The organism is Ralstonia sp. A12 (assembly GCF_000801955.1).
Classification (GTDB): Bacteria; Pseudomonadota; Gammaproteobacteria; order Burkholderiales; family Burkholderiaceae; genus Ralstonia.
This window is the reverse complement of record NZ_JSZO01000001.1, coordinates 862,254-885,986: the sequence shown is the minus strand read 5'-3', so window position 1 is coordinate 885,986 and position 23,733 is coordinate 862,254. Positions and strand designations below refer to the sequence as shown.

Annotated in this window: 23 protein-coding genes and 1 tRNA gene; 11 read left to right on the top strand and 13 right to left on the bottom strand. The window is 63.9% G+C overall.

The window, feature by feature from the left end; translation table 11 throughout:
• The first annotated feature begins 60 nt into the window (after nt 1-60).
• A complete protein-coding gene (locus PI87_RS04070; protein WP_039596342.1) occupies nt 61-744 on the top strand; it encodes a CoA pyrophosphatase in 684 nt (227 codons plus the stop codon).
• Nucleotides 745-840: 96 nt separating this feature from the next.
• Nucleotides 841-1,782 carry a CobD/CbiB family protein gene (locus tag PI87_RS04065; protein ID WP_039596341.1) on the top strand — a complete coding sequence of 314 codons (942 nt, stop codon included), beginning with the start codon at nt 841-843 and terminating at the stop codon, nt 1,780-1,782.
• Between the two features lie 26 nt (nt 1,783-1,808).
• Here PI87_RS04065 and PI87_RS04060 read toward each other — a convergent pair whose 3' ends face one another.
• The 3 genes from PI87_RS04060 to PI87_RS04050 are packed head-to-tail and all read right to left on the bottom strand — an operon-like array spanning nt 1,809 to nt 4,366.
• Complete coding sequence (locus PI87_RS04060; RefSeq protein WP_039596340.1) at nt 1,809-2,123, bottom strand: hypothetical protein; 315 nt, start codon at nt 2,121-2,123, stop codon at nt 1,809-1,811.
• A 30-nt stretch (nt 2,124-2,153) separates the two neighbouring features.
• Nucleotides 2,154-3,110 carry a ribosome small subunit-dependent GTPase A gene (rsgA, locus tag PI87_RS04055; protein WP_039596339.1) on the bottom strand — a complete coding sequence of 319 codons (957 nt, stop codon included), beginning with the start codon at nt 3,108-3,110 and terminating at the stop codon, nt 2,154-2,156.
• Entirely contained in the window at nt 3,110-4,366 is a 1,257-nt protein-coding gene (locus PI87_RS04050) for a M48 family metallopeptidase (protein ID WP_039596338.1), read from the bottom strand. Before PI87_RS04050 ends, rsgA begins: the two co-directional genes overlap by 1 nt.
• A gap of 64 nt (nt 4,367-4,430) precedes the next feature.
• On the opposite strand from PI87_RS04050, the gene orn reads away from it, so the two are divergent.
• A complete protein-coding gene (gene orn / locus PI87_RS04045; RefSeq protein WP_039596337.1) occupies nt 4,431-5,078 on the top strand; it encodes an oligoribonuclease in 648 nt (215 codons plus the stop codon).
• 8 nt (nt 5,079-5,086) lie between these two features.
• Here the strand turns inward: orn and mog are convergent, their stop codons facing one another.
• Nucleotides 5,087-5,734, bottom strand: a complete 648-nt coding sequence (mog, locus tag PI87_RS04040; RefSeq protein WP_052321384.1) for a molybdopterin adenylyltransferase — start codon at nt 5,732-5,734, stop codon at nt 5,087-5,089.
• Nucleotides 5,731-6,348, bottom strand: coding sequence for a ribosome biogenesis factor YjgA (yjgA, locus tag PI87_RS04035; protein ID WP_332308681.1), 618 nt, complete (start codon nt 6,346-6,348; stop codon nt 5,731-5,733). Before yjgA ends, mog begins: the two co-directional genes overlap by 4 nt.
• An 84-nt stretch (nt 6,349-6,432) precedes the next feature.
• Here yjgA and pmbA point away from each other — a divergent pair, with 84 nt between their 5' ends.
• Nucleotides 6,433-7,806, top strand: a complete 1,374-nt coding sequence (gene pmbA / locus PI87_RS04030) for a metalloprotease PmbA (protein WP_039596335.1) — start codon at nt 6,433-6,435, stop codon at nt 7,804-7,806.
• 62 nt (nt 7,807-7,868) lie between these two features.
• Here the strand turns inward: pmbA and PI87_RS04025 are convergent, their stop codons facing one another.
• Together PI87_RS04025 and PI87_RS04020 are read right to left on the bottom strand one after the other, a co-directional pair.
• Entirely contained in the window at nt 7,869-8,372 is a 504-nt protein-coding gene (locus PI87_RS04025) for a dihydrofolate reductase (RefSeq protein ID WP_039596334.1), read from the bottom strand.
• A complete protein-coding gene (locus tag PI87_RS04020; protein ID WP_039596333.1) occupies nt 8,369-9,163 on the bottom strand; it encodes a thymidylate synthase in 795 nt (264 codons plus the stop codon). Before PI87_RS04020 ends, PI87_RS04025 begins: the two co-directional genes overlap by 4 nt.
• Nucleotides 9,164-9,386: 223 nt before the next feature.
• On the opposite strand from PI87_RS04020, the gene PI87_RS04015 reads away from it, so the two are divergent.
• Entirely contained in the window at nt 9,387-10,388 is a 1,002-nt protein-coding gene (locus tag PI87_RS04015; RefSeq protein ID WP_039596332.1) for a threonine dehydratase, read from the top strand.
• On the opposite strand, the gene PI87_RS04010 is transcribed toward PI87_RS04015, so the two are convergent.
• On the bottom strand, nt 10,385-11,077 hold the full coding sequence (locus PI87_RS04010) for a TerC family protein (protein ID WP_039596331.1): 693 nt from the start codon (nt 11,075-11,077) through the stop codon (nt 10,385-10,387). The two genes, PI87_RS04015 and PI87_RS04010, sit on opposite strands and share 4 nt — an antisense overlap.
• Before the next feature lie 495 nt (nt 11,078-11,572).
• Here PI87_RS04010 and egtD point away from each other — a divergent pair, with 495 nt between their 5' ends.
• Complete coding sequence (gene egtD, locus PI87_RS04005; protein ID WP_039596330.1) at nt 11,573-12,619, top strand: L-histidine N(alpha)-methyltransferase; 1,047 nt, start codon at nt 11,573-11,575, stop codon at nt 12,617-12,619.
• Between the two features lie 74 nt (nt 12,620-12,693).
• Nucleotides 12,694-13,992, top strand: coding sequence for an ergothioneine biosynthesis protein EgtB (locus PI87_RS04000; protein ID WP_039596329.1), 1,299 nt, complete (start codon nt 12,694-12,696; stop codon nt 13,990-13,992).
• Between the two features lie 67 nt (nt 13,993-14,059).
• Here PI87_RS04000 and PI87_RS03995 read toward each other — a convergent pair whose 3' ends face one another.
• The gene (locus tag PI87_RS03995; RefSeq protein ID WP_039596479.1) at nt 14,060-15,943 is read right to left on the bottom strand and encodes a DEAD/DEAH box helicase; all 1,884 of its coding nucleotides are present in this window, start codon (nt 15,941-15,943) and stop codon (nt 14,060-14,062) included.
• Between the two features lie 481 nt (nt 15,944-16,424).
• Between PI87_RS03995 and PI87_RS03990 the strand changes: the two genes are divergently transcribed.
• On the top strand, nt 16,425-16,613 hold the full coding sequence (locus PI87_RS03990; RefSeq protein ID WP_039596328.1) for a hypothetical protein: 189 nt from the start codon (nt 16,425-16,427) through the stop codon (nt 16,611-16,613).
• 115 nt (nt 16,614-16,728) lie between these two features.
• On the opposite strand, the gene PI87_RS03985 is transcribed toward PI87_RS03990, so the two are convergent.
• Nucleotides 16,729-16,803: transfer RNA gene (locus PI87_RS03985), tRNA-Arg, on the bottom strand.
• A 79-nt stretch (nt 16,804-16,882) separates the two neighbouring features.
• Entirely contained in the window at nt 16,883-18,295 is a 1,413-nt protein-coding gene (locus PI87_RS03980) for a chloride channel protein (protein ID WP_039596327.1), read from the bottom strand.
• Between the two features lie 204 nt (nt 18,296-18,499).
• Here PI87_RS03980 and PI87_RS03975 point away from each other — a divergent pair, with 204 nt between their 5' ends.
• Nucleotides 18,500-18,727, top strand: a complete 228-nt coding sequence (locus tag PI87_RS03975) for a hypothetical protein (protein WP_198139504.1) — start codon at nt 18,500-18,502, stop codon at nt 18,725-18,727.
• Nucleotides 18,728-18,871: 144 nt separating this feature from the next.
• Nucleotides 18,872-19,834, top strand: coding sequence for a Kdo hydroxylase family protein (locus PI87_RS03970; protein WP_039596325.1), 963 nt, complete (start codon nt 18,872-18,874; stop codon nt 19,832-19,834).
• A gap of 56 nt (nt 19,835-19,890) precedes the next feature.
• On the opposite strand, the gene PI87_RS03965 is transcribed toward PI87_RS03970, so the two are convergent.
• Together PI87_RS03965 and PI87_RS03960 are read right to left on the bottom strand one after the other, a co-directional pair.
• Entirely contained in the window at nt 19,891-20,802 is a 912-nt protein-coding gene (locus tag PI87_RS03965; protein ID WP_039596324.1) for an amino acid ABC transporter substrate-binding protein, read from the bottom strand.
• A 538-nt stretch (nt 20,803-21,340) separates the two neighbouring features.
• The gene (locus PI87_RS03960; protein WP_039596323.1) at nt 21,341-21,547 is read right to left on the bottom strand and encodes a hypothetical protein; all 207 of its coding nucleotides are present in this window, start codon (nt 21,545-21,547) and stop codon (nt 21,341-21,343) included.
• A 175-nt stretch (nt 21,548-21,722) separates the two neighbouring features.
• Here PI87_RS03960 and PI87_RS03955 point away from each other — a divergent pair, with 175 nt between their 5' ends.
• Nucleotides 21,723-23,642: an ATP-binding cassette domain-containing protein gene (locus PI87_RS03955; protein WP_039596322.1), complete on the top strand. Its 1,920-nt coding sequence runs from the start codon at nt 21,723-21,725 to the stop codon at nt 23,640-23,642.
• Nucleotides 23,643-23,733 lie beyond the last annotated feature (91 nt).

The window sequence follows — 23,733 nt, the reverse complement described above, 5'->3', positions numbered from 1 at the left end:
TTGGGGCGGAAGATTGCCCCCACGTGAATCTTCTCTCTGCCTACCAACACACGCCCCACCATGCGCCGCCCCGTGTTCGATCCTGAGCAGTTGCCGGTGATGCCCCCTGCGGCATCGCTGCCGGCGCTCGGGGCTGCGCAGCTGTCTGCTGATTTCGTGCGCCAACGGTTGCGCGCGCAGCCGGTGTGGGAACCCGAGCAGACCGACGAGTCGCGACTGATCGACGCCTCCCTCAAGCTGCGTGAGGCGGCCGTGCTGGTGCCGCTGGTGCAGCGCGATGGCGGTTTGACGGTGCTGCTCACGCAGCGCAATGCATCGCTGAGCCAGCACGCCGGGCAGATCAGCTTCCCAGGCGGTGGTCGCGAGGCCATCGACCGTGACCCCGTCGAGACTGCACTGCGCGAGACGATGGAAGAGGTGGGGATCGGCGCCGACCACATTGATGTGATCGGTCACCTGCCGGACTACATCACCGGCACGGGCTTCCATGTGAGCCCGATCGTTGGGCTGCTGACAACAGATTTCACCCTGCACCCAGATCCGAGCGAAGTGGCCGAAGTGTTCGAGGTGCCGCTTGCGTTCCTGATGAATCCGGCCAATCACGAAGTGCGTGAATTGCGCTGGGAGGATCGCGTGCGTCGCTTTTACGCCATGCCGTACCGCAAGGCCGACGGCGGCTATCACTTCATCTGGGGAGCGACGGCGGGTATGCTGCGCAACTTGTATCACCTGCTGGCAGCGTAGCGCGCACGTCACTGTGCGCTGTTGCGCGCACGCCGTGTGCTATCGTCTTGCACATCGCATTCACGGCGTGATGCACGCCTTCGCAACGCCTCTCCAATGACTTTTTTCTCCGTACTCTGCGCGCTGATCCTCGAGCAGTTCCGTGCGCTCAGCCGGGACAACCCGATCTACGACGTCGTACGCGCCCTGGCTGCGCGGGCGGAAGAATGGTTCGACACAGGGCAGCGCCGTGACGCGGTGCTGGCTTGGTGTGTGGTCACGCTGCCCGCCGTCGTGGTCGTGGCACTGGTGCACTACCTGCTGTCATCGATCAGCATCGGGCTGGCCTTCCTGTGGAACGTGGTGATGGTCTACCTGACCCTCGGCTTCCGCCAGTTCAGCCACTACTTCACCGACATTCATGAGGCGCTGCGCAGAGACGATGTTGTCACCGCGCGGCTGATCCTCAACGAATGGTCGGGGCAGGACACAACCGACATGCCGGTCAACGAGATCGTCCGCCATACGCTCGAATGCGCGATCGTGGCCGTGCATCGTCATGTGTTTGGCGTGTTCTTCTGGTTCCTCGTGCCGATCGGGCCGGCGGGCGTGGTGCTCTATCGCGGCGCAGAATACCTGGCCCGCCACTGGAGCGAGTCGTCGATGGAGCGCAGCCCCGCACTGGGCCTGTTTGCACGCCAGGCGTTCTTCATCATCGACTACATTCCCGCACGCCTGACGGCCATCGGCTTCGCTATCGTCGGGGACTTTGAAGACGCTGTGTACGCATGGCGCAATCGCGCGGCCAAGTGGAGCGACGAGGTCAACGGCATCCTGCTGGCGGCCGGCGGTGGCGCGTTGGGCGTACGCCTGGGCAAGCCGATCGCGCAACGTGACTCGGCTGAGAGCATCGCCGATGAGGACGGTGCTTATCCGATGGAAGTGGGGCAGGAGCCCACCGTGCGTACGCTGCAATCGGCCGTGGGGCTGGTGTGGCGCGCGGTGGTGCTGTGGATGCTGTTGCTGGCGATGCTGTCGATCGCTGTTTGGTTGGGCTGACTCTTCCAGGCGCCGCCTTGCTATGGCTAGGCGGCGTCCTCACGATCCTTGCCGCAGCGCCAGCATTGGGCAAACTGCGGCTCGTGCATCTCCCCGCAATGTACACAGCGCCAAGCTGGGCCCGTCGGTGGATGACGGGCCTGATCGAGTAAGGCTTGCGCCTGCGCTTCCTGTTCCGGGTTCACCAGCCAGACTTGCGCCGCGCAATCCTGCGGTGGCACGTCGCCTGCGACGCTGCTCAGGTAGATGTTGCGCAGCTCGGTGCGGATGCCGGCAGCGGACAGCACGTTCTGCCAGTGCGCCGCCATGCCAAGCGATGGACTGCTGATCAACAACTTCATCTCAGCCTCCCCGAACGTACTGTGAAGCCGCTACCAGGGCTTCTGTTGCTCTGATTCGTGCAGCAACTGCGCGTAGAGCTGGTGCCGGCGTGGATCGATCTTGCCTTCGGCCATCGCCCCCAGGATGCCACAGCCGGGTTCCTGCAGGTGCCGGCAGTTATAAAAGCGGCATTCTGTCAGGCGCGGACGGAATTCGGGGAAGGCGCGTTCCAGCATGCCTTCGCTGAGGTGGTGCAGGCCGAATTCCTGGAAGCCAGGTGAGTCGATCAGCACGCCGCCCTGGCCCCAATCAGCGGGCAGGTGATAGAGCCGCGTGAACGTGGTCGTGTGTTTGCCGGAATCGAGCTTCTCGGAGATCTCGCGCGTCTGCGCATCCACACCCGGAATCAGCAGATTCAGCAGCGATGATTTACCCATGCCCGATTGCCCGATCAGGATCGATGCGCGCCCGGCCACATGCGGTTCCAGCGCGGCGTGCGCGGCTTCCGGCGCGCCATGCACCGTCAGTTCCACGATCGTGTAGCCGAGTTCCCGATACAGGGCCAGACGCGAGCGAGCCGTCTCCAGGCGAGCCATCAGGTCGATCTTGTTGAGCAGAATCAGCGGCGTGATGCCGAGCGACTCTGCTGCCACCAGCGCGCGGCCAAGCAGGTCTTCGGAAAAGCTCGGTTCGGTGCCGAGCATAATGATGACCTGGTCCAGGTTGGCCGCCAGCACCTTCGATTTGAACTGGTCGGAGCGGTGGAGCAGGTTGCGGCGCTCGTCCACGCGCACGACCACACCTTGGTCGACCGCGGTGGCTTCATAGACGACGTGATCGCCGACCGCACATTCGCTGCGCTTGCCGCGGGGGAAGCACTGCAGGTAGCCGCCGCCTTCGCGCTCAACGAGGTAGTGACGACCATGCGCGGCGATGACGAGCCCGCGTTCTCCAGCGGCAGCCTGCTTATGGGCGCGGCCCGGTTTGCCCCGCAAGTTGTTGCCCATTACGCGCCGGCCTGCACGAGGCGTTCCACGCGCTGCGACGCGGTCGGGTGCGAGTAGTAGAACGACGAGTAGACCGGGTCTGGCGTGAGCGTCGAGGCGTTGTCCTGGAACAGCTTGACCAGCGCCGAGACGAGCTCCTTGGCATCCGCGTGTTCAGCGGCGAAGGCATCGGCTTCGTACTCGTCCTTGCGCGACGACAGGCTCGCCACCGGCGATACGAAGAACGTGAATACCGGCAGCGCCAGGAAGAACAGCATCAGCGCCAGCGCGTGGTTGTCGGAGAACAGGTTGGGCGCCACGCCCAGGCCCAGGTAGAACCACGTGCGCGTCATCAGCCAGCCGAGCAGCGCCAGCGCGCCCAGGCTCAGCACGAACGTCACGGCGATGCGCTTGGTGATGTGATGGCGCTTGAAGTGGCCCAGCTCATGCGCGAGCACGGCTTCCATCTCGGACGGGTTCAGGCGCGCGAGCAGCGTATCGAAGAAAACAATGCGCTTGGTTGCGCCAAAGCCGCTGAAGTAGGCGTTGCCATGCGCGCTGCGGCGGCTGCCGTCCATCACGAACAGGCCCTTGCTGGCGAAGCCGCAGCGCTTGAGCAAGCCTTCGATGCGCGTACGCATCTCTTCGTCTTGCAGCGGCGTGAACTTGTTGTAGAGCGGCGCGATGACGTTCGGGTAGATGGCTTGCACGAACAGCATGAAGGCCATCCACACGATCCACGTGTAGAGCCACCAGTACGCGCCCATCTTGTCCATCAGCCACAGCACGGCCAGCAGCAGTGGCAGGCCGAGCACGGTGCCGATGCCGATGCCCTTGACCAGATCAATTGCCCACAGCTTCCACGTCATGCGGTTGAAGCCGAAACGCTCCTCAACGACAAACTGCGCGTACAGCGAGAACGGCAGTTCGATCACGCTGCTGATGACGATGACCGACACGATGAGCGCCACGCCATACGCATAGCCCGGCCCGAACACGCCCAGCCACGCTTGGTTGATCCAGTTCAGCCCGCCGAGCAGCGTCAGCGCGATCAGCAGGGCGGCCTGTACCGGTACTTCCAGCATTGCCAGGCGCGTGCGTGCAATCGTGTAGTCAGCGGCCTTGTGGTGCATGTCCAGCGTGATCGAGTCAGCGAACTGTGCGGGCACGGCATTGCGGTGGCGTGCCACGTGACGGATCTGTCGCGCAGCCAGCCACAGGCGCGTGGCAGACATCAGAACAAGGGCGATCAGGAAGACTGCAGTAAAGGCGGGCATGTGGGGAAACACCTATCAGATATGCGAAAATTATAGCCTTCAGTCATTTTCTCAAGGCCCTCGCGTGAGTACCCCAGTTTCCCAGCCGGCAGCATCGTCCTCGACCCCCAACCGTGTTGCCGCCAAGAGCGACAACAACCTGGTCTGGCTCGACATGGAGATGACCGGCCTGAGCCCCGAAAACGACCGCATCATTGAAGTGGCGGTGGTGGTGACCGATTCGGAGCTGAACGTGCTGGCCGAAGGCCCGGTGCTGGTGATTCACCAGTCCGACGAGCTGCTCGACGGCATGGACGCCTGGAACAAGGGCACGCACGGCCGCTCGGGCTTGATCGACAAGGTCAAGGCGTCGACCACCACAGAAGCCGAAGCGGAAGCCGAACTGCTGGCCTTCCTGAAGAAGTGGGTGCCGAAGAGCAAATCGCCGATGTGCGGCAACTCGATCTGCCAGGATCGCCGCTTCATGGCCCGCTACATGCCCAAGCTGGAGGAGTATTTCCACTACCGCAACCTGGACGTCTCCACGCTCAAGGAACTGTGCAAGCGCTGGCAGCCGGCCATTGCCAAGGGCTTTACCAAGCACCAGCGGCACACCGCGTTCGCAGACATCATCGAATCGATCGAAGAACTGCGCTATTACCGCGAGCACTTCATCCGCGACGTGCCGCAGACGCCGGACGCTGAAGCGCTGGCGTCTTCGGTTGCTCCATAAATCGTCCCTTAGGCCTGCAGCGGTTTTGCACGGACAGCGTGCTTGGGTCGCCAGGCCTTGACCACGCTGTCGTGCGTCTCCACGTACGGACCACCGATCAGGTCGATGCAGTAGGGCACGGCAGCAAAGATGCCGGGCACCGTGGCGCGGCCTTCCACATCCTTCAGGCCTTCCAGCGTTTCCTTGATGGCGCGCGGCTGACCTGGCAGGTTGATGATCAGCGTGGCGCGTGCCGGCGTTTCGCGGATCACCGCCACCTGCCGCGACAAAATCGCCGTCGGCACGAAATGCAGGCTGATCTGGCGCATCTGCTCGCCGAAGCCCGGCATTTCTTTGGTGGCGACGGCCAGCGTGGCCTCGGGCGTCACATCGCGGCGCGTCGGGCCGGTGCCGCCGGTGGTGAGTACCAGATCGCAGCCGACATGGTCGACCAGGTCGATCAGCGTTTCGGCAATCGCGGCCTGATCATCCGGAATCAGCCGCTCCACGTCTTGCCACGGCGACGATAGCGCGGCGCCAAACCAGTCGCGCAGCGCCGGAATCCCTTCATCCTGATACGTGCCGGCCGAGGCGCGGTCCGAAATCGACACAAAGCCGACGATCAGCTCGTCGGGGTGATTGCGGGTGAGCGGGGAGGAAGTGGCGGGGGCGGTCATGCTTCGTCGTCTTCGGCTTCGGGTTGATCGGCTTCGTCGTCTTCGCGGCGATTGCCATCCAGCGCGTGCTTGACCATCTGGAAGATCTCGCGCGACGACTTGGGCGGCTTGGCCAATTGTGCTTCCTTGCGCGCATTGCGCACCAGCGTGCGCAGGGCCTGCACGTCGGTGTCCGGGTGCGCTGCAATGAACTCGGTGACGGCGTCGTCGCTGGCGATCAGGCGGTCGCGCCAGCGCTCGATGGCGTGCAGACGCGCGGTTTCCGCCTTGGAGGCGCCAACGAAGGAGGCCATCACACGGCGGATGGCTTCAACTTCTTCGTCGGTCAGGGCGCGCATCAGCTTGCCGATGTACTGCATCTGGCGGCGCTTGCCTTCATGGGCGGTGGTGCGTTTGGCTTCGCGCAGGGCGTCAACCAGCTTCTCGGGCAGCGGCACCTTGGCGAGTTTGTCCTTGGGCAGCGCCTCCAGGGCGGTGCCCAGGTCTTGCAGGGCGTTCACCTCGCGCTTGCGCTGCGATTTGCTCTTGGGCGTATCCGGATCGTCCTCGTCACCAATGTCTAGGCGCTCGACGGGTTGCAGATACGTGGGGTTGTGTCGGGATGCTCGGCTCATGGCGCGCATTGTATCTTGCTATGATGGGCACTTCCGCCCGCTTTTGCCAAAATCGCGGCACCCGTTTTCCCCCTTTGATTGCCTATGTCTCAAACGCTCGATTCCAAGACTGCCCCTGTGTTTGCCTACCGCCGCGAACAGCTCGAAGAGATGGCCACCGATGTGCTGCGCATTGCACGCGAGCTTGGCGCCACTGATGCGGCGACGGAAATCTCCGAAGGTCAGGGCCTGTCGGTTTCGGTGCGCAAGGGCGAGATCGAGACCATTGAGCAGAACCGCGACAAGATCGTCGGCGTGACGGTCATGCTGGGCAAGAAGCGCGGCAACGCCAGCACGTCGGATTTCTCGCCGGCCGCGCTGCGCTCCACGGTGGAGGCTGCTTACAACATCGCGCGCTTTACAGCAGATGACGATTGCGCCGGCCTGGCCGAAGAAGAGCTGCTGGAGAAGCATCCGCAAGACCTGCAGCTCTACCACCCGTGGATGATCGATGCGGAAGCTGCAGTCGAAATCGCGCGCGCTGCTGAGGCCGCTGCCTTTGCCGTGAGCCCGAAGATCCGCAACAGCGATGGCGCGAGCATCTCCGCGCAGCACTCGCACTTCGTGCTGGCCACGTCGCGCGGTTTCATGGCGGGTTATCCGTATTCGCGTCACTTCATTTCGGCCGCGCCGATTGCCGGGACGGGTGCGCATATGCAGCGCGACGACTGGTACTCGTCCAAGCGCTCGCCTGCCGATCTGGCCGCGCCGGAAGCCATCGGCAAGTATGCTGCGGAACGTGCGCTGGCGCGTCTGTCTGCGCGCCGTCTGACCACGCGCAAGTGCCCGGTGCTGTTCGAGGCGCCGCTGGCAGCGGGCCTGCTGGGTGCGTTCGTGCAGGCCGTGTCGGGCGGGGCGCTGTATCGCAAATCGACCTTCCTGCTCGATACGCTGGGCAAGGAAGTCTTCGCGCCGCACGTGCAGATCAAGGAAGACCCGCACGTGGCGGGTGGCATGGGCAGCGCGCCGTTCGATGAGGAGGGGGTACGCACGCAGCGCCGCGATGTGGTGAAGAACGGCGTGGTGGAAGGCTACTTCCTGTCGACGTATTCCGCGCGCAAGCTCGGCATGCAGACCACCGGCAACGCGGGTGGCTCGCACAACCTGACGCTGTTCTCCGACAAGACCAAGCCCGAGGACGACTTTGCCGGGATGCTGCGCCGCATGGGCACGGGCCTGCTGGTGACCGAGCTGATGGGCCAGGGCGTGAACTACGTGACCGGCGACTACTCGCGCGGCGCATCGGGCTACTGGGTCGAGAACGGCGTGATTCAGTATCCGGTGGAAGAGATCACCATTGCCGGCAACCTGGGCGACATGTTCCGCCAGATTGTCGCCATCGGTGCGGATGCGCTGGTGCGCGGCACAAAGGAAACCGGCTCGATCCTGATCGAACAGATGACGATCGCTGGCGAATAAATTGCCGCAGCCGAAATGAAAAACGCGCTCGAAACTGAGCGCGTTTTTTGTTGCCAGCTGCCTTACTGCTCGTCCGATGGTGGGCGTTCGTACGTGACGAACGCGTAGTCGAAATCGTTGGGCGCGGCTGCGTGGTGCGTCTCGCGCGCGACTTCGTGCCAGACCTTCGGGTCCAGCTTCGGGAAGTGCGCATCGCCCTCGAAGTCCGCATCGATTTCGGTGACGATCAGGCGATCTGCGCTCGGCAGGGCATCCGCGTAGAGCTGCGCGCCGCCAATCAGGAAGATCTGCTCGACGCCCACGCACAGGCGCTGTGCATCTTCCATCGAATACGCGATCTCGCAGCCCGGCAGTTCCAACTTAGCGTTGCGCGTGACCACGATATTGCGACGACCCGGCAGCGGGCGCCCGATCGAGTCGTACGTCTTGCGGCCCATCACGATGGGCGCGCCCATGGTGGTGCGCTTGAAGTGTGCGAGGTCTTCGGGCAGGCGCCAGGGCAGCGTGTTGTCGCGGCCGATCACGCCGTTGCGCGCGCGGGCGACGATGAGGGTGAGGATGGTCATACGGCGACAGGAGCCTTGATCGCAGCATGGCTCTGGTAGCCGACGATCTCGAAGTCTTCGTACTGGTAGTCGAAGATGCTCTCGGGCTTACGCTTGATGTGCAGGCGCGGCAAGGCGAGCGGCTCACGCGCGAGTTGCGTCTCCACCTGTTCGAAGTGGTTGTTGTAGAGGTGGCAGTCGCCGCCGGTCCAGACGAAGTCGCCCACGTCCAGGCCAGTCTGCTGCGCCACCATGTGCACGAGCAGCGCGTAGCTGGCAATGTTGAACGGCACGCCGAGGAAGATGTCGGCGCTGCGCTGGTAGAGCTGGCACGAGAGCTTGCCGTCGGCCACGTAGAACTGGAAGAACGCGTGGCAGGGCGGCAGTTTCATGCGCGGGATGTCGGCCACGTTCCAGGCCGACACGATCAACCGGCGCGAATCAGGGTTGCGCTTGATCTGCGCGATCAGCTCGGCGATCTGGTCGATGTGCTCGCCGTTGGGCGTCGGCCAGGAGCGCCATTGGGAGCCGTAGACGGGGCCCAGTTCGCCATCGGCATCGGCCCATTCGTCCCAGATCGTCACGCCGTTGTCCTGCAGCCAGCGCACGTTGGTCGAGCCCTGGAGGAACCACAGCAGTTCATAGACGATGGACTTGATGTGGACCTTCTTGGTGGTCACCAGCGGAAAGCCGTCCTGCAGGTTGAAGCGCATCTGGTGGCCGAACACGGAGCGCGTGCCCGTGCCGGTGCGGTCGGCTTTGTCGGTGCCATGTTCGTAGACATGGCGCATCAGGTCGAGATAAGGCTGCATACGAGCGCGAACGAGGGGCAGGCGTCGGAAATCGATTGAGCCGCATTGTAACGTGAGCCGCTGAGGGGGACTCAGCTTGAAACTGTACTGGCTGTGTCAGAAAACTGGCCCGGTCGGACTGGCGGCACAGTTGGACTGATAAATTGCGGAATTGTCGATGTTGCCGGACAGGGCGGGCGCGCAAGATAGGGCCATCGCTTCAAACTGTCTGCCGGAGAACACGATGTCACACAGCGCCACCGCCGCCTCGCTCAACCTTGCCGCCGAACTGCGCCGCCTGCGCGAGGCTGCCAGCGTCGTCAACGCGGTGATTCCGCCGACGCCGCAGTACTGCTGGCCGCTGCTCTCGCAAGCTGTGGGCGCGGCGGTGTGGGTGAAGCACGAGAACCATACGGAAGTGGGCGCATTCAAGGTGCGTGGTGGGCTGACCTACCTGCACGCATTGCGTGGACGTGAGCCTGGGTTGTGCGGCGTGATCTCTGCGACGCGCGGCAACCATGGTCAGTCGATTGCCTTGGCGGCACGCCGGAGCGGCATGACGGCGACTGTTGTCGTGCCGCATGGCAATAGCGTGGAAAAAAATGCTGCCATGCGCGCGCTTGGTGCGGAGCTGATCGAAGCCGGTGACGATTTCCAGGCCAGCCGTGAGGTGGCGGCACAACTCGCAGCCGAGCGTGGCTTGCACTATGTGCCTTCGTATCACGAGGATTTGGTCGTGGGGGTGGCGAGCTACTGGTTGGAGTTCTTTGAGGCTACGCCGCTGGATGTCGTGTATGTGCCGATCGGCATGGGCTCGGGCATCTGTGCGGCCGTGCGTGTACGCGATGCGCTCGGACTGTCGACGCGCATTGTTGGTGTGGTGTCGGCGCATGCCCGATCCTACGAACACTCGTTCGCGAGCGGTGCAGTGGTGTCGGCGCCAGTGTCGACGCTGCTGGCCGATGGGCTGGCGGTCCGCACGCCGGACGCGAAGGCGCTGGAGGTGATCCGCGCGGGCGTCGATGAGATTGTTGCGGTGACGGACGATGAAGTGGCCGAGGCCATTCGCCTGTATTTCTCGACCACGCACAACGTGGCGGAAGGCGCTGCTGCCGCGGGCCTGGCGGGCGCATGGCAGCAGCGCGACCAGATTGCCGGCCTGCGCGTTGGTTTGCCGCTGACCGGCGGCAACATTGACCGCGCCATGCTGGCGCGTGTCCTCGCCGGTCAGTCCGTTGCGGCTTAAGCCAGTTGCTGGCGGCGACGCTGCACCAGCCAGCCGCCGCCCAGCACGATCAGGAACACCACCGCGTACACAGTCCACACCAGCGGTTGTTGCGCGGCAAAGAACGGCTTGAGGACGGGCTCGGCCACGATCATGTGTGCCGCCGTATAGGCCAGCACCGCAGCACCGCCATAGATGATGAGCGGGAAGCGTTCAATCAGGCGCAGCACCACGCCGCTGCCCCACACCACCACGGGCACGCTGATCAGCAGGCCCAGCACCACCAGCAGGAAGCTGCCATGCGAAGCACCGGCAATGGCGAGCACGTTGTCGATGCCCATCACCGCATCGGCGATGATGATGGTCTTCATGGCGCCCATCAGCGTGGTGCTGCCGGTGCCGTGTTCGCCGCCGTCCTGGCCGTCGTCCGCCAGGAGCTTCCACGCAATCCACACCAGCGCCAGACCGCCCACCAGCATCAGGCCAGGAATCTTCAGCAGCCACACCACCGCCAGCGTCATCAACGCGCGCACGACGATGGCACCCGCTGCGCCCCACATGATGGCTTTTTTCTGCAGCTCGGGCGGCAGGTTGCGCGCGGCCAGCGCGATGAGGATGGCGTTATCGCCCGCGAGCACCAAGTCGATCACGATGATCGACGCCAGCGCGGCAGCAAACTGCATGGTGAAAATGTCAGACAACCATTCCATGGTGGCTCCAAGTCAAACAACAATAAAAACCGGTTGACCGAACGACATGGAAAGCTGGGGCGAGACGCTTTGCAGACCATGAATCCGGTTGCAAAGGTCTTGCTCGACATGAACAGGTTGGGAACCTGTTGCTGCCGACACGACCGGAGGCGATTTTCTGCCTCGTCTTGACGATCGTGCCTGGGGCTGAAGAACCCCCGAGCTACTCCCCTTTGAGGAAGCCCGCATTATAGCGCAGGCAGCGATTGCTGCGCTGCGCAAATACAACACCCGCATCACGGGGGAGTACGCGCGATTTTTTCAGCGGCGCGGGCGATTTTTACGCGATGTGCCACACAGCATTGCCGCGCTCTCGTGTGAAAGAACGGTGGCGTTGTCACGAAGCGGCGTCTACGCTGCAAATTCACCAGTGCGGAGCTAGTGGCACATTTTTCGCTGTCACTGGCCTTCATGACCATGCTGTTCCGTGCCGTTCCACCCCCAACGGGAGACACCATGCAGGCCACCAAGCCTTCCGCCGACGCCTATGCCCGCCGCGCGCTGGCCCGTCTGATCCAGCCGCAGCCGACCGTCGACGCCATCGGCGCGGGCCTGACGTTCTATCAGCTCTTTACCGAGGACGACGCGGCCCTGCGTGTTGAGGCAGAGGCCGGTCTGCTGGCATCGGCCGCCAGCGTCAGCCCCAAATTTTTCTACGACGCGCTTGGCTCCCGCTTGTTCGAGGCGATCACCGATCTACCCGAGTACTACCCGACTCGCACCGAAGCCGCCATCTTCAGTCTGCACGCTGCCGAGATCGCTTTGCGCGTTGGGCGTGCCGCCACGCTGATCGACCTGGGTGCCGGCAACTGCGAGAAGGCCGCACGTCTGTTCCGCACGCTGGCGCCATCGCGCTACGTGGCCATCGACATCTCGGCGGATTTTCTGCGCGACACGCTGCGCGGCTTGGCGCAGCAGCATCCGAAGCTCCCCATGGTGGGCATCGGTGCCGACCTTTGTGCGCCGCTCGTGTTGCCCGATGCCGTGGGCGATGGGCGCCGCGTGTGGTTCTATCCCGGCTCCAGCCTGGGCAATTTCACGCCGGACGATGCGCGGGCCTTCCTCACGCGCCTGCGCGAAGCCTCAGCCCCCGGCGACAGCGTGCTCATTGGCATCGATCTCATCAAGGATGCGCGCCGCCTGGAGGCGGCCTACGACGATCCGCTCGGTGTGACGGCGGCATTCAACCTGAACGTGCTGCGCAATCTGAACCGCTTGCTGGGCGCGAATTTCGACGTGCGGGATTGGCGCCACCTCGCGCTGTATCGCACTGACGCGCACCGCATCGAAATGCATCTCGAAGCCCGCTGCGACGTGACGGTCCGCTGGGGTAATCAAGAGCGTGCGTTCGCTGCCGGCGAGCGCCTGCATACCGAAAATTCCGTCAAATACGATCTACCACGTCTGCGGGGCCTCTTTGCCGATGCGGGTTTTGAGGATCTGTATGCGTGGACCGACGCGGGCGAGGACTTTGCCGTCTGCCACGCCAGCGTCAGCCGCTAGGCGCGGGCAGAAGGGCAGGGCGGGCGGTGCGATAATGGCTCTCGATCTTGAGATGCCGCCCGAGGTGTGCCGCGATGGCTGAGTTCTTCATGCTTCCTGATCCGACGTTCATCGGATCGCTTTCCGACTGGACCGACGGCCGCCGCCTGCCACGCCAGGGCATCGCACACAGCCTGGTGGATGCGCGTAACCGCACGCTGGCGTTGCTCGCCGCGTTTGGCGACACGCAGCGCGGCTGGCAGATCGAACGCGTGCCGTACCACGCGCCACCGCTGTGGACGCTGGGTCAACTCGCGTGGTTTGCCGAGTTCTGGTGTCTGCGTGAGCCGCGTCGCAATGGCAGCGACACCATTGAAGATGGCGCCGGCACCGAATGGGATCTCTCGCGCTGGCAGGCCACGTTGCCCGCTGCACTCGAAGGCGCTGACAGCTTCTTCGACATGGATCGCCTGCCGCCCGATGCGTGCTGGGAGCTGACGCTGCCCGGCATCACGGCCGTCAAGCAATACGCGCACGATGTGCTCGACCGCGTGCTGCGCAAGCTGGCCACGCTTGGCACCGATGACGATGCGGCGCTCGAACCGTTCCGCTGGGCCGTTTTTCACGAAGACCTGCGTGCCGAACATCTGCACGGCCTGCTGCAGGTGCTGGGCCTGCAGCCCGCCGGGCAACCGCCGCTGGCTGCCGTGGCCGTGCCGGCGGCGCAGACGCTGTCTTTGCCCGGTGGCCGTTTCCAGATGGGGTGGCCGGATGCAGACGGTTTCTTCTTCGACAACGAATGCCCGCCGCACCGCACGTACGTACCTGCGTTCGAGATCGACGCGCAGCCGGTCACCAACGCTCAGTACCTGGAGTTCATCGAAGATCGTGGCTACGACCATCCGCAGTGGTGGTCGCCCGCGGGCATGGAGTGGCTGATGATGCAGGAGCGCTCTGCGCCGCTGGGTTGGCAGCGTGACCTTGCCACGCGCACATGGCAGGCGCTGCGCTATGGTCAGGCGCGCACGATCAACCGCGACGAGCCTGTGCGCCATGTGAGCCTGTACGAAGCGCAGGCATGGTGCCGTTGGGCGGGCCGCCGCCTGCCGACCGAAGATGAATGGGAAATGGCCGCTGTGCAGGGTCGTGCCGGCTTCCATTGGGGGCAGGTGTGGGAGTGGACTGCGTCCCCGTTCGAGCCGTATCCGGATTTTGTGCCGGGTGTGCCGCGCGGCCGTGTCGCGGGTCTGTCAGCGCCGCATTTCATGACGATGCAAACGGTGCGAGGCGCTGCTGCCCATACGCCGCAGCGGGCGCATCATCCTCGCTTCCGGGGGTTCTTGCTGCCGGAGCGCGATGACATCTTTGTCGGCTTCCGGACTTGCGCGCTTTGACGTTGGCGCAGGCAAAAGAAAAGGCCCCTTGCGGGGCCTTTTTCATTGGGGCGATGCGCTTAGCCGATCAACGATCGAAATCGCGCGAGCGGCCCTTGCTGCCGTAGCTGTCGCGGTTGCCATCACGATTGCCGTAGCTACGACGCGGTGCGCCGGTGCCATTGCTATCGCCAAAGCGGCTGCCGTTGTTGTCGCCGAAACGACGCGGTGCGGCGCCTTCGCGGTTCCCGTAGCCTTCGCGATTGCCATCACGAGCACCATCGCGGTTACCGTAGCCGCCGCCGTTGCTGTTGCCAAAGCCGCGGTTGCCGTCTTGCGTACGGGCCGGGCGCTGTTGCCAGTCGCCACGGTTTTGCTGGCCTTGGCCGTACGATTGGCGCGGGGCGCGGTCGTCACGGTTCCACTCGCGCTGGCCGCCTTGGTAGCCACCGCCGTTGCTGTTGCCGTTGCGATCGTCGCGACGCGGAGCGAAGCCATCACGGTCGCCGCCGAAGCTGCGCTGGAAGCGGCCTTCGCTGTTGCCGCCATTGCCACCGAAGCCACCTTGGCGTGCGCCGTAGCCTTCACGCTGGCCGCGATAGCCGCCACCACCGTTATTGCCGCGGTAACCACCACGGTCGCCACCGGCACGCGGGCCGCCGCTGCGCGGCTTCGGCGTGCGCTTCGGCTCCAGGCCTTCGATGACGCTCGCGTCGATGCGGCGGTCAACGAAGCGCTCGATGCGGCGCCATTGGAACGTGTCGTTGTGGTTCACCAGGTTGATGGCGATACCGCTACGACCGGCACGACCGGTACGGCCGATACGGTGCACGTAGTCTTCGGCTTGCTTCGGCAGGTCGAAGTTGACCACGTGGGTGATGTCCGGCACGTCGATGCCGCGAGCCGCCACGTCGGTAGCCACCAGAATGCGCAGGTGGCCGCGGCGCAGTGCCGTCAGCGTGCGGTTACGCGCGCCTTGGTGCATGTCGCCGTGCAGGGCGCCGGCGGCAAAGCCGGTTTCGGTCAGGCGCTCGGCCAGCGAATCGGCATCGCGCTTGGTAGCCGTGAACACGATCGCTTGCTTGAGCGACGCATCGCGCAGCAGGTGGTCGAGCAGTTGCTGCTTGTGCGAGACGTCGTCGGTGAAGTGCAGGCGCTCTTCGATGTTGCTTTGGTCAACCTTGGCAGCGGCGATTTCAATGCGCTGCGGGTCGCGCATCATGCGCTCGGCCAGTTGTTCGATGCGGCGGTCCATGGTGGCCGAGAACATCAGCATCTGACGCGTGGCCGGCGTGGCACCGACGATCGCTTCGATGTCGTCAGCAAAGCCCATGTCGAGCATGCGGTCCGCTTCATCGAACACCAGCATGTTCAGCGCGGACAGATCAATGCGGCCTGAATCGATGTGGTCGAGCAGGCGGCCCGGCGTGGCGATGATGATGTCCGGCATGCGTGCCAGCATGTCGAGCTGCTTCGGGTAGGGCATGCCGCCCAGGATGCTCGCGCAGACGATGCGGCGCATATGGCGGCCGTACTGCGAGGCGGCGGTCGTCACCTGCAGGGCGAGTTCACGCGTGGGCGTGAGCACCAGCAGCGACGGCTTGGCCGGGGCCGGGCGGGGGCGGCGACCCTTCATGCGTTGCGGCGGGCCGTCCATGCGCGGACGCTGCGGCTCAGGCTGCTCGCTGATGCGTTGGATGGCCGGCAGCATGAAGGCTGCGGTCTTGCCCGAACCGGTCTGGCTCGTGACCAACAGGTCGCTACCGGCCAAGGCGGCCGGAATGGCTTGCGCCTGCACCGGCGTCGGGGTGGTGTAGTTCACTTCGCCCAGCGCGCGGACGATGCGTTCGTCCAGGCCCAGCTCAGCAAAGGCGCTGGCGCGGGTTGCGGCGTCGGCCAGCAGCGCGTCGGAATTCTGAATGGTGGTTTCAGCGTGCGCAATAGCGCCGCTGCCGTCTTGAGGCTGCGTCATGTCGAAAAGGTAGTAAGGCTGCCGCGCCGCCTGCATCACACGATGCAAACGACGGAAATGGGATACGGCGACCGGTTAAGTACGGGCGTCGGCGCCAATCGGATAAGGCCGGTTCGACAGACGAGGCTGCAAAACGGACAAGGCGGGGGAGTGGGCCGGCCACAAGCTGACTGAATCAGCGAGGTAGGGCGGCGGTCCCTGCGGCGTGATGTGAATCCACGCGGGAGATCGGAGACGATGCCAAGCTCTATGGCAATCGGCTGCGCATGCTTTGGGGCGGAATTTTGAGCGATGGGCGCTGGTGTCGAAACCAGCACATCGGCCAACCGCAAAAGGGCAGTAAGCAGCCAAGCCTCGAACTATAGCACGATTTTTTGCAGTGCGCAAAAACAACCAGCGCGAACTGCATGACAGCAGGTTGCCGGAATGGGAGCGCGTCCTATACTCAAAACACCGGTCACTCAGGGCCGGCAAGGGGCGGATGATGGAATTCCCGATGGCCTTCTCCAACCTATACCTGTTGCTCGCCGTCTGCGTGGCGGGTGTGATCGGACTGGTGTCAGCGCCACTGGCGATCCGAGGTGCGCGGGTAGGGATCCGTGTGCTGTTGACGATCATTGGGGTGTTGATCGGGCTGCTCGTGCTCGAAGCGCTGCCGGTGCTGACCTAGATGACCCGGGGCCATCCGCTACCATAGGCCCGCCCGATTGTGGCGGGCCTCGTCGTTTCTGGGGCCGGAAAAACAGAAAAGCCAGGTGATGTTTGCCTGGCTTTTGTCTATGCGCTGGTCCCGCCGACAGGAATCGAACCTGTATCTCACGCTTAGGAGGCGCGTGCACTATCCATTGTGCTACGGCGAGTGACCTGCTCTGGGTGACGCAAAAGGCCGCCCGAGCGAGCGGCGATTCTACGCAATTTGCTCCGTCAAGGCCAGATTGCCTAGGCCTTCGCGGCCTTTTCTGAGGCGGCTTCGACGGCTAGTGCCTCACGCCGGAAGTTGCGCGAAGCTGCGTGATAGAACGGCCGCGGGCAGAACTGCCGGGCTACGAATGACGCCAGCAAGGTCGCCGCGAGCAAATGAAACATCATGTTCTGGCTGCGCGTCATCTCCATGACGATCACGCTGGCCGTGATGGGCGCCTGTGTGGCTGCCGCCAGGAAGGCGGCCATCGACACCAGCACCAGCACGCGCTCGTCGGCCAAGCCGGCGGTGAGTTGCCACAGGTGCTGCCCCAGCCCCGCACCGATCGCCAGTGACGGCGTGAAGATGCCGCCCGGAATGCCCGCAAAATACGACGCCACTGTCGCGGCTAGCTTGGACACGCCAAACCAGTGCGTTTCGATCGGATGGCCGTTGAGCAGGGCGGCCACCTGCTCGTAGCCGGTGCCATAGGTATCGCCGTGCGTGCTGGCGCCAATGCAGGCGAGGACCACGCCACAGCCAAACGCAGTCCATACCGGATGCTGCTGAACGCGCTGCCCGATGGCCGCGGGCAGGATTCCCGCGACACCGCCTAGCAACAGCTTGGCGAACAACCCGCCGAATACGCCGCACACCAGCGCGGCCAGCACGATCCACGGCCACGCTTCGCGCAGGAACAGGATGGGCTCGTGCACCTGGAAATACGGGTTGTTGCCCACGATGGCCAGCGACAGGAAGCCGGAGGCCAGCACGCCCGCCAATACGAGGCGATCCCACCGCAGTGAGGCACCCTTGCCCAGCTCTTCAATGGCAAAGACCACACCGGCCAGTGGTGTGTTGAACGCCGCCGCCAGGCCACCGGCCGCCCCGGCTGTCAGCAGGGCCTGTGCATGGAAACCCACGCGCACGCCAGCGCGATGCTGCCACCAAGCGCCCCAGGCCAGCATGGCCGCCGCACCCACCTGCACGGACGGCCCCTCGCGCCCGACGGATGCGCCCAGAAACAACGCCACCGCCGTCAGCCCGATCTTCCACAGCGCCTGCGGAAAGGACACCAGCGTCGTCTGCGCCACCCCAAACGGCGGCAGATGCTGCGTGGCGATGACTTGTGGGATACCGCTGCCGCGCGCCTGTGGTGCCACACGCAACGTCAGCCAGCGCAGTGCCGCCAACCCTGGCGGCAGCAGCACGAACGCCGCCCACGTGTAGTGCGCATGCAGGGCGTGTTGCCACGCCAGCGCGGTATCCGCCACCCACGAGAACACCAGCGAGAACACCGCCACGCCCATTGCACCGGCCAGAAAAATGGAAAACCGCAGCCCGTTGCGCGACATGCGCGAGGTTTGCCGCAGCTTGCGATCGAAGGCGCGCAACAAGCGTTCACGCAAGGCCGCAAGCGGAGATGAGGGTGGGGAGGGGGTGTCGCTCATGGGAAGGCCGCGGGGCTATCGGAACTGCGTGAAACTTTGATGATGGTGGGGGTTTTGTAGGCCACGCCCCACAATTTGGATGCGATTGTGGTGTCGCAAACGCTAAATCGAACGAACGATCGGTCACCGAATCAGATTTAAGTATTACGAACTTTGCATGATTGTTCACGGAAGTTATGCTTCATCCCTCATCGGAAAAACCTCTTGGCAACCAACATGCTGACATCCGAAGAACGGGACGATCCGTGGACGGTGGAGTCGTCGTTGGATGGCCTGCTACCGAAGCAACGGCCTGGGACGATCGATCGCCCGATCTACTTTCGTCATACCGATACCCCTGACGGCCACGTCATCAAACAGTTCCCGGACGGTTCGCGCCAACTTGTGCGCTTTATCGGCCTGGAAGAACAGGTCGTCAAGCACTTCCTGTAAAGCCTACTTTCCTCTCCCAATCGCTGGGAGCGTCACACTTGTGACGCGCCGTACGACATGCAGCGTTGTGTTCCCTGGCGATGCGCTGAGTTGGTGAACGTCCTATCATTCGCGAATAATTTCGAATAAGCGATTGATAAGTTCATGGGAAGTATGCAGGGGTTTGCGCCGGCTCAACAGCCGGTCCGCGGAGAATGCGTCGGGGAGTTGACCACAGTTGCACCGTCCGCCATCGATATGGTGGTGCCTTGGCCGGTCCGCGAATGGGCACCCGCCGTTACCGTAACCGAAGCGATTGCCATGCGTGCCGCTCTCGAACGCGGCAATGTGTTGCATTTCCCTGCGCTCGATTTTCCGTTGAGCACGCGCGAGCAGCGCTTTCTCGATGCGCGCTGGTCTGACGGCAAGACGAAAAACATCAACCTGCGCGCCAACGAAACCACTGTGCGAGGCGCGGTGGGTGCCCCCGTCGACTTGCGCGATCTTTCCGCGCTGATCCGCCGCTATGCCGATGCCGCCGAGCGCCTGGTGCTCGCGCTGTTTCCCGACTACGGCCCACATCTCAAGCGAGCAGGTGCGTCGCTGCGCCCCGCCGAGATTGCCGGGCGGCCAGTAAGCTGGCGCAAGGACGACACGCGCCTGCATGTCGATGCCTTTCCGTCGAACCCACTGCACGGCCAGCGCCTTCTGCGTGTGTTCCACAACATCGATCCGGATGCGCCGCGCATCTGGCGCATGGGTGAACCGTTTGCAGACTTCGCCAAGCGCTTCGTGCCGAAAACACGTGCCATGCTGCCCGGTCAGTCATGGTTGATGCGCGCGCTGCGTATCACCAAGTGCCCGCGCTCGGAGTACGACCACCGCATGCTGCAGCTGCATGACTTGGCGAAAGCCGATCTGCAATACCAGCGCACCGCACCACAGCAGACTTTCGAGTTTGCGCCGGGTGCGACGTGGGTGGTCTTCAGCGATCAGGCGCTGCATGCAGCCATGCGTGGTCGCGCGATGATGGAGCAGACCTTCTATCTGGATCCGGCTGCGATTGCCGATCGCACGCATTCGCCAGAAGCCGTGCTCTCGCGCATGCTCGGCAAGCCGCAGCGCTAGTTGTACAAAGAAAAACGCCGCCAAGTTTGGCGGCGTTGAACGTTCAACTGCGGTGTTCAGTCGGCGACCTTGTCGCTCGGATACTTGAACGAATCGCGCAGCAGGAAGCTCATCGGAATGTCGAGCTTCGCGCCGTTAGGCGGGATCGGCTGCTGGAACCACTTCTTGTAGAGCTTATCGGCCTCGTAGTCGAGGATGATGTTGGTCATCGCGCGATCAACCAGGCGCTTGAACTCGGCGTCGTCCTTGCTGAGCATGATCGCGTACGGCTCGATCGTCAGCATGTCGCCGACCACGGCGTAGTCGTTCGGCTTTTTGGCGTTGGCACGAAAGCCGTAGAGCAACACGTCATCCATGGCAAAGGCATCGGCCTTGCCGGCTTCGACCATGGCGAAGGCCTCCGCATGGTCCTTTGCTTCGATGATGTTCATGCCCAGCACGCGGGCGTCGTTCACCTTGCGCAGCTCGGTAATGTTTGTGGTGCCCTTGGTCGAGACCACCGTCTTGCTGCGCAGGTCGTCCCACTTGCGGATGCCCGACGATGTCTTGACGATCATCCGGCTGCCCGCGATGTAGTGCGGGATGGTGAAGGCCACCTTTTCACGGCGCTCACGCGTGTTGGTGGTCGAACCACATTCGACATCCGCCTTGCCTTCGGCAATGGTCGGAATGCGCGAGGACGACGTCACCATCACGTACTGCACCTTCAGGTCGGGCCGCTTGAGTTCGGTGCGGAGCTTGTCGACCACGCGCAGGCAGAGATCCATCGCATAGCCGATGGGTTTCTTGTCCGCGTCGTAGAACGAGAAAGGCACGGAGCTTTCGCGATGCGCGACTCGCACGGTGCCGGTATCGCGGATGCGATCGAGAACGGGTGTGGCAGAGGCCAGGGCAGAGCCCGGCGCAAAGACGGACAGAGACGCGGAAAGCAGCGCTGCGATCGGCAGCGTGCGCTTGAAGCACAGCATGGTTGTATCCCCCGGGAAAGAATGGTGGCCCGCTTTATCGTTATGTCCAGCTTGTGACCGGAGAGCCTGCTGCATGATACGGCGCGAAGAGGCAACCTGCAGGCCCCCACTTTTGCTGTGTTGTAAGCAGGCCGCAAGGCTGGATTCCACGCTCTAGAAATCTGCTTGCAGGTGCGAGGCGAAGGGGGCTTTGCGGTGGTGCGCCGCGCACATCAAGCGTGCGCAGACCGCACCGCATCAACGATCCGGCTGGTGCGTCGCACCCGTATGGCGTGCGACGTGCGCATGCTTGACGCGGCATGCGTTGTTGCGGTGCGAAGCCGCACGGAGCTTGGCGTTATGGGCAATCTCGGCGTTTTTCCCTACCGGGTTTGTCCTGACTGCCCGAGACGGACAAGGGGCGCTATGCTCCGCCCATGTCTTGTTCGCAAGGCATCGAGGAGAGACTCTTCCGGCCCGCCGAAAGCGGGCCGTTTTCTTTGGTGCGCATCTTTTGGTGCGAACCTTTGACGCACCCCCTCGTTCACCGCTGCCCGGTTCAGCTTTGATTCGGCAGCACGTCGCCCGGCTGCGACGACTGCCGCGGCCAGTTCGAGAACGCGAAGATCCATAGCGCCACCAGGTTCACCAGCGGCACCAGCACCAGTAGCGCCCACCATTGAGAGAAGCCGGTCCGCAGCAGAATTTGCCGCACCGGAATGCCCGCCACGATCAAGATGATCAACAGCCCGAACAGTCCGCGCATGGGTGTTCCCCTTCATTAGCGTTGTGAATGGAAGCGGCCGGAAAAGCGAGCCCGGCGGCACAAGCGTTATAGCACCGACACGCACAAGCGCAATGACACCGAATGGCTGCCGCGCGGGCCGACTACAATACGCGCCTTCCGGCCGCACGCGGCCCGCATTCTTCTTCACTCCAGCATGGCCCTGTTTTCCATTACCGATGCGCAACTGGCGTTCGGCCACGTGGCGCTGCTCGACCACACCGATTTCTCGCTGGAAGCCGGCGAGCGCGTCGGCCTGATCGGCCGCAACGGCACCGGCAAGTCGTCACTGCTCAAGATCGTGGCGGGCACGACCGCCCCTGACGACGGCCTGATCGCCCGTCAAAACGGTGTCACCTCGGCCTATGTGCCGCAAGAGCCCGTATTCGATCCGGATCAGACCGTGGCCGAAGCCGTGGCGATGGGCGTGCCGCATGCGGCTGGCTTGCTTGCTGAATACGAAGCGCTGGTTGCGTCGATGGGGGATTCGCCCGACTCCCATCATGACGAGGCGCTGCACAAGCTACACACCCTGCAGGCGCAGCTCGACGCCGCTGATGCATGGCAACTGCACACGCGCGTGGAAACGACCATCGCCCAGCTTGGTCTGCAGCCAGCCGCGCGCATCGGTTCGCTCTCGGGCGGCCTGACCAAGCGCGTGGCGCTGGCGCAGGCGCTGGTGGGCGCGCCCGACATCCTGTTGCTGGACGAGCCGACCAACCACCTCGACTACGACTCCATCCGCTGGTTGGAAGACCTGCTGCTGGCCTTCCGCGGTAGCGTACTGTTCATCACGCACGATCGCGCGTTCCTCGATCGTGTCGCCACGCGCATCATCGAACTGGATCGCGGCAAGTTGCGCTCGTACCCGGGCAACTTCACGGCCTACCAGACGCGCAAGGCGCAGGAGCTGGAAGCTGAGGCGCTGGAGAATGCGCGCTTCGACAAGCTGCTCGCGCAGGAAGAAGTGTGGATTCGAAAGGGCGTGGAAGCCCGCCGCACGCGCAGCGTTGGCCGCGTCGCGCGCCTGGAACAGATGCGTGTGGAGCGCCAGGCACGCCGCGAGGTGCAGGGCAACGTCAAGCTCGAAGTCTCGCAGGGCGACCGCTCCGGCAAGATCGTCGCCGAGCTGACCGACGTGACCAAGCAATACGGTGACAAGATTGTCGTAGACAACTTTACCGCCACCATCATGCGCGGCGACAAGGTCGGCATTCTCGGCGCCAACGGCGTCGGCAAGACCACGCTGCTCAAGCTGATCCTCGGTGAACTGGCGCCCGACTCGGGCACGGTGCGCAACGGCACCAACCTGCAGGTCGCGTATTTCGACCAGATGCGCGCGCAGTTGGACCTCAACCGCTCGCTGGCCGACACCATCAGCCCCGGCAGCGACTGGATCGAAGTCAACGGCCAGCGTAAGCACGTGATGAGCTACCTGGGCGACTTCCTCTTCCCGCCGGAGCGTGCGCGCTCGCCGGTGGCGTCGCTCTCAGGCGGCGAGCGCAACCGGCTGCTGCTGGCGCGCCTGTTCGCGCGCCCGGCCAACGTGCTGGTGCTCGACGAGCCGACCAACGATCTGGACATCGACACGCTGGAACTGCTGGAAGAGCTGCTGCAGGAATACAGCGGCACCGTGTTCCTGGTCTCGCACGATCGCGCGTTCGTCGACAACGTGGTCACTTCCGTGATTGCCGCTGAAGGCGAGGGCCGCTGGCGCGAATACGTGGGCGGGTTCTCGGATTGGCAGGTGCAGTCCGCACGTTCCGCGCAGATCGCACAGGCTGCCAAGCCCGTCGCCGAAGAGAAGAAGCCGGACGCGGCCAAGCCGCGCGAGCGCGCCGCGGTCAAGCTCAGCTACAAGGAACAGCGCGAGCTGGAAGCGCTGCCCGCCGCCATCGAGGCGCTGGAGACCGAGCAGAAGCAGGTCGGCGCTGAACTGGAAGACGGCACGATCTACGGACGTGACCCGGAGCGCGCCCAGAAGCTGGCCGAACGCCATGAGGCGATCGAGCTGGAGCTGCTGGAAGCGCTTGAGCGCTGGGAAGCACTCGAAGGCAAGCGCGCCGGTACGGTGTGACGCCGATTCCGCAGTAGTCCGTCAACATGTCAGCGGGATGTCGGTTGTGCGTCGCATCCCCATGCTGACAATCCCTCCGCATTGCTGAAGG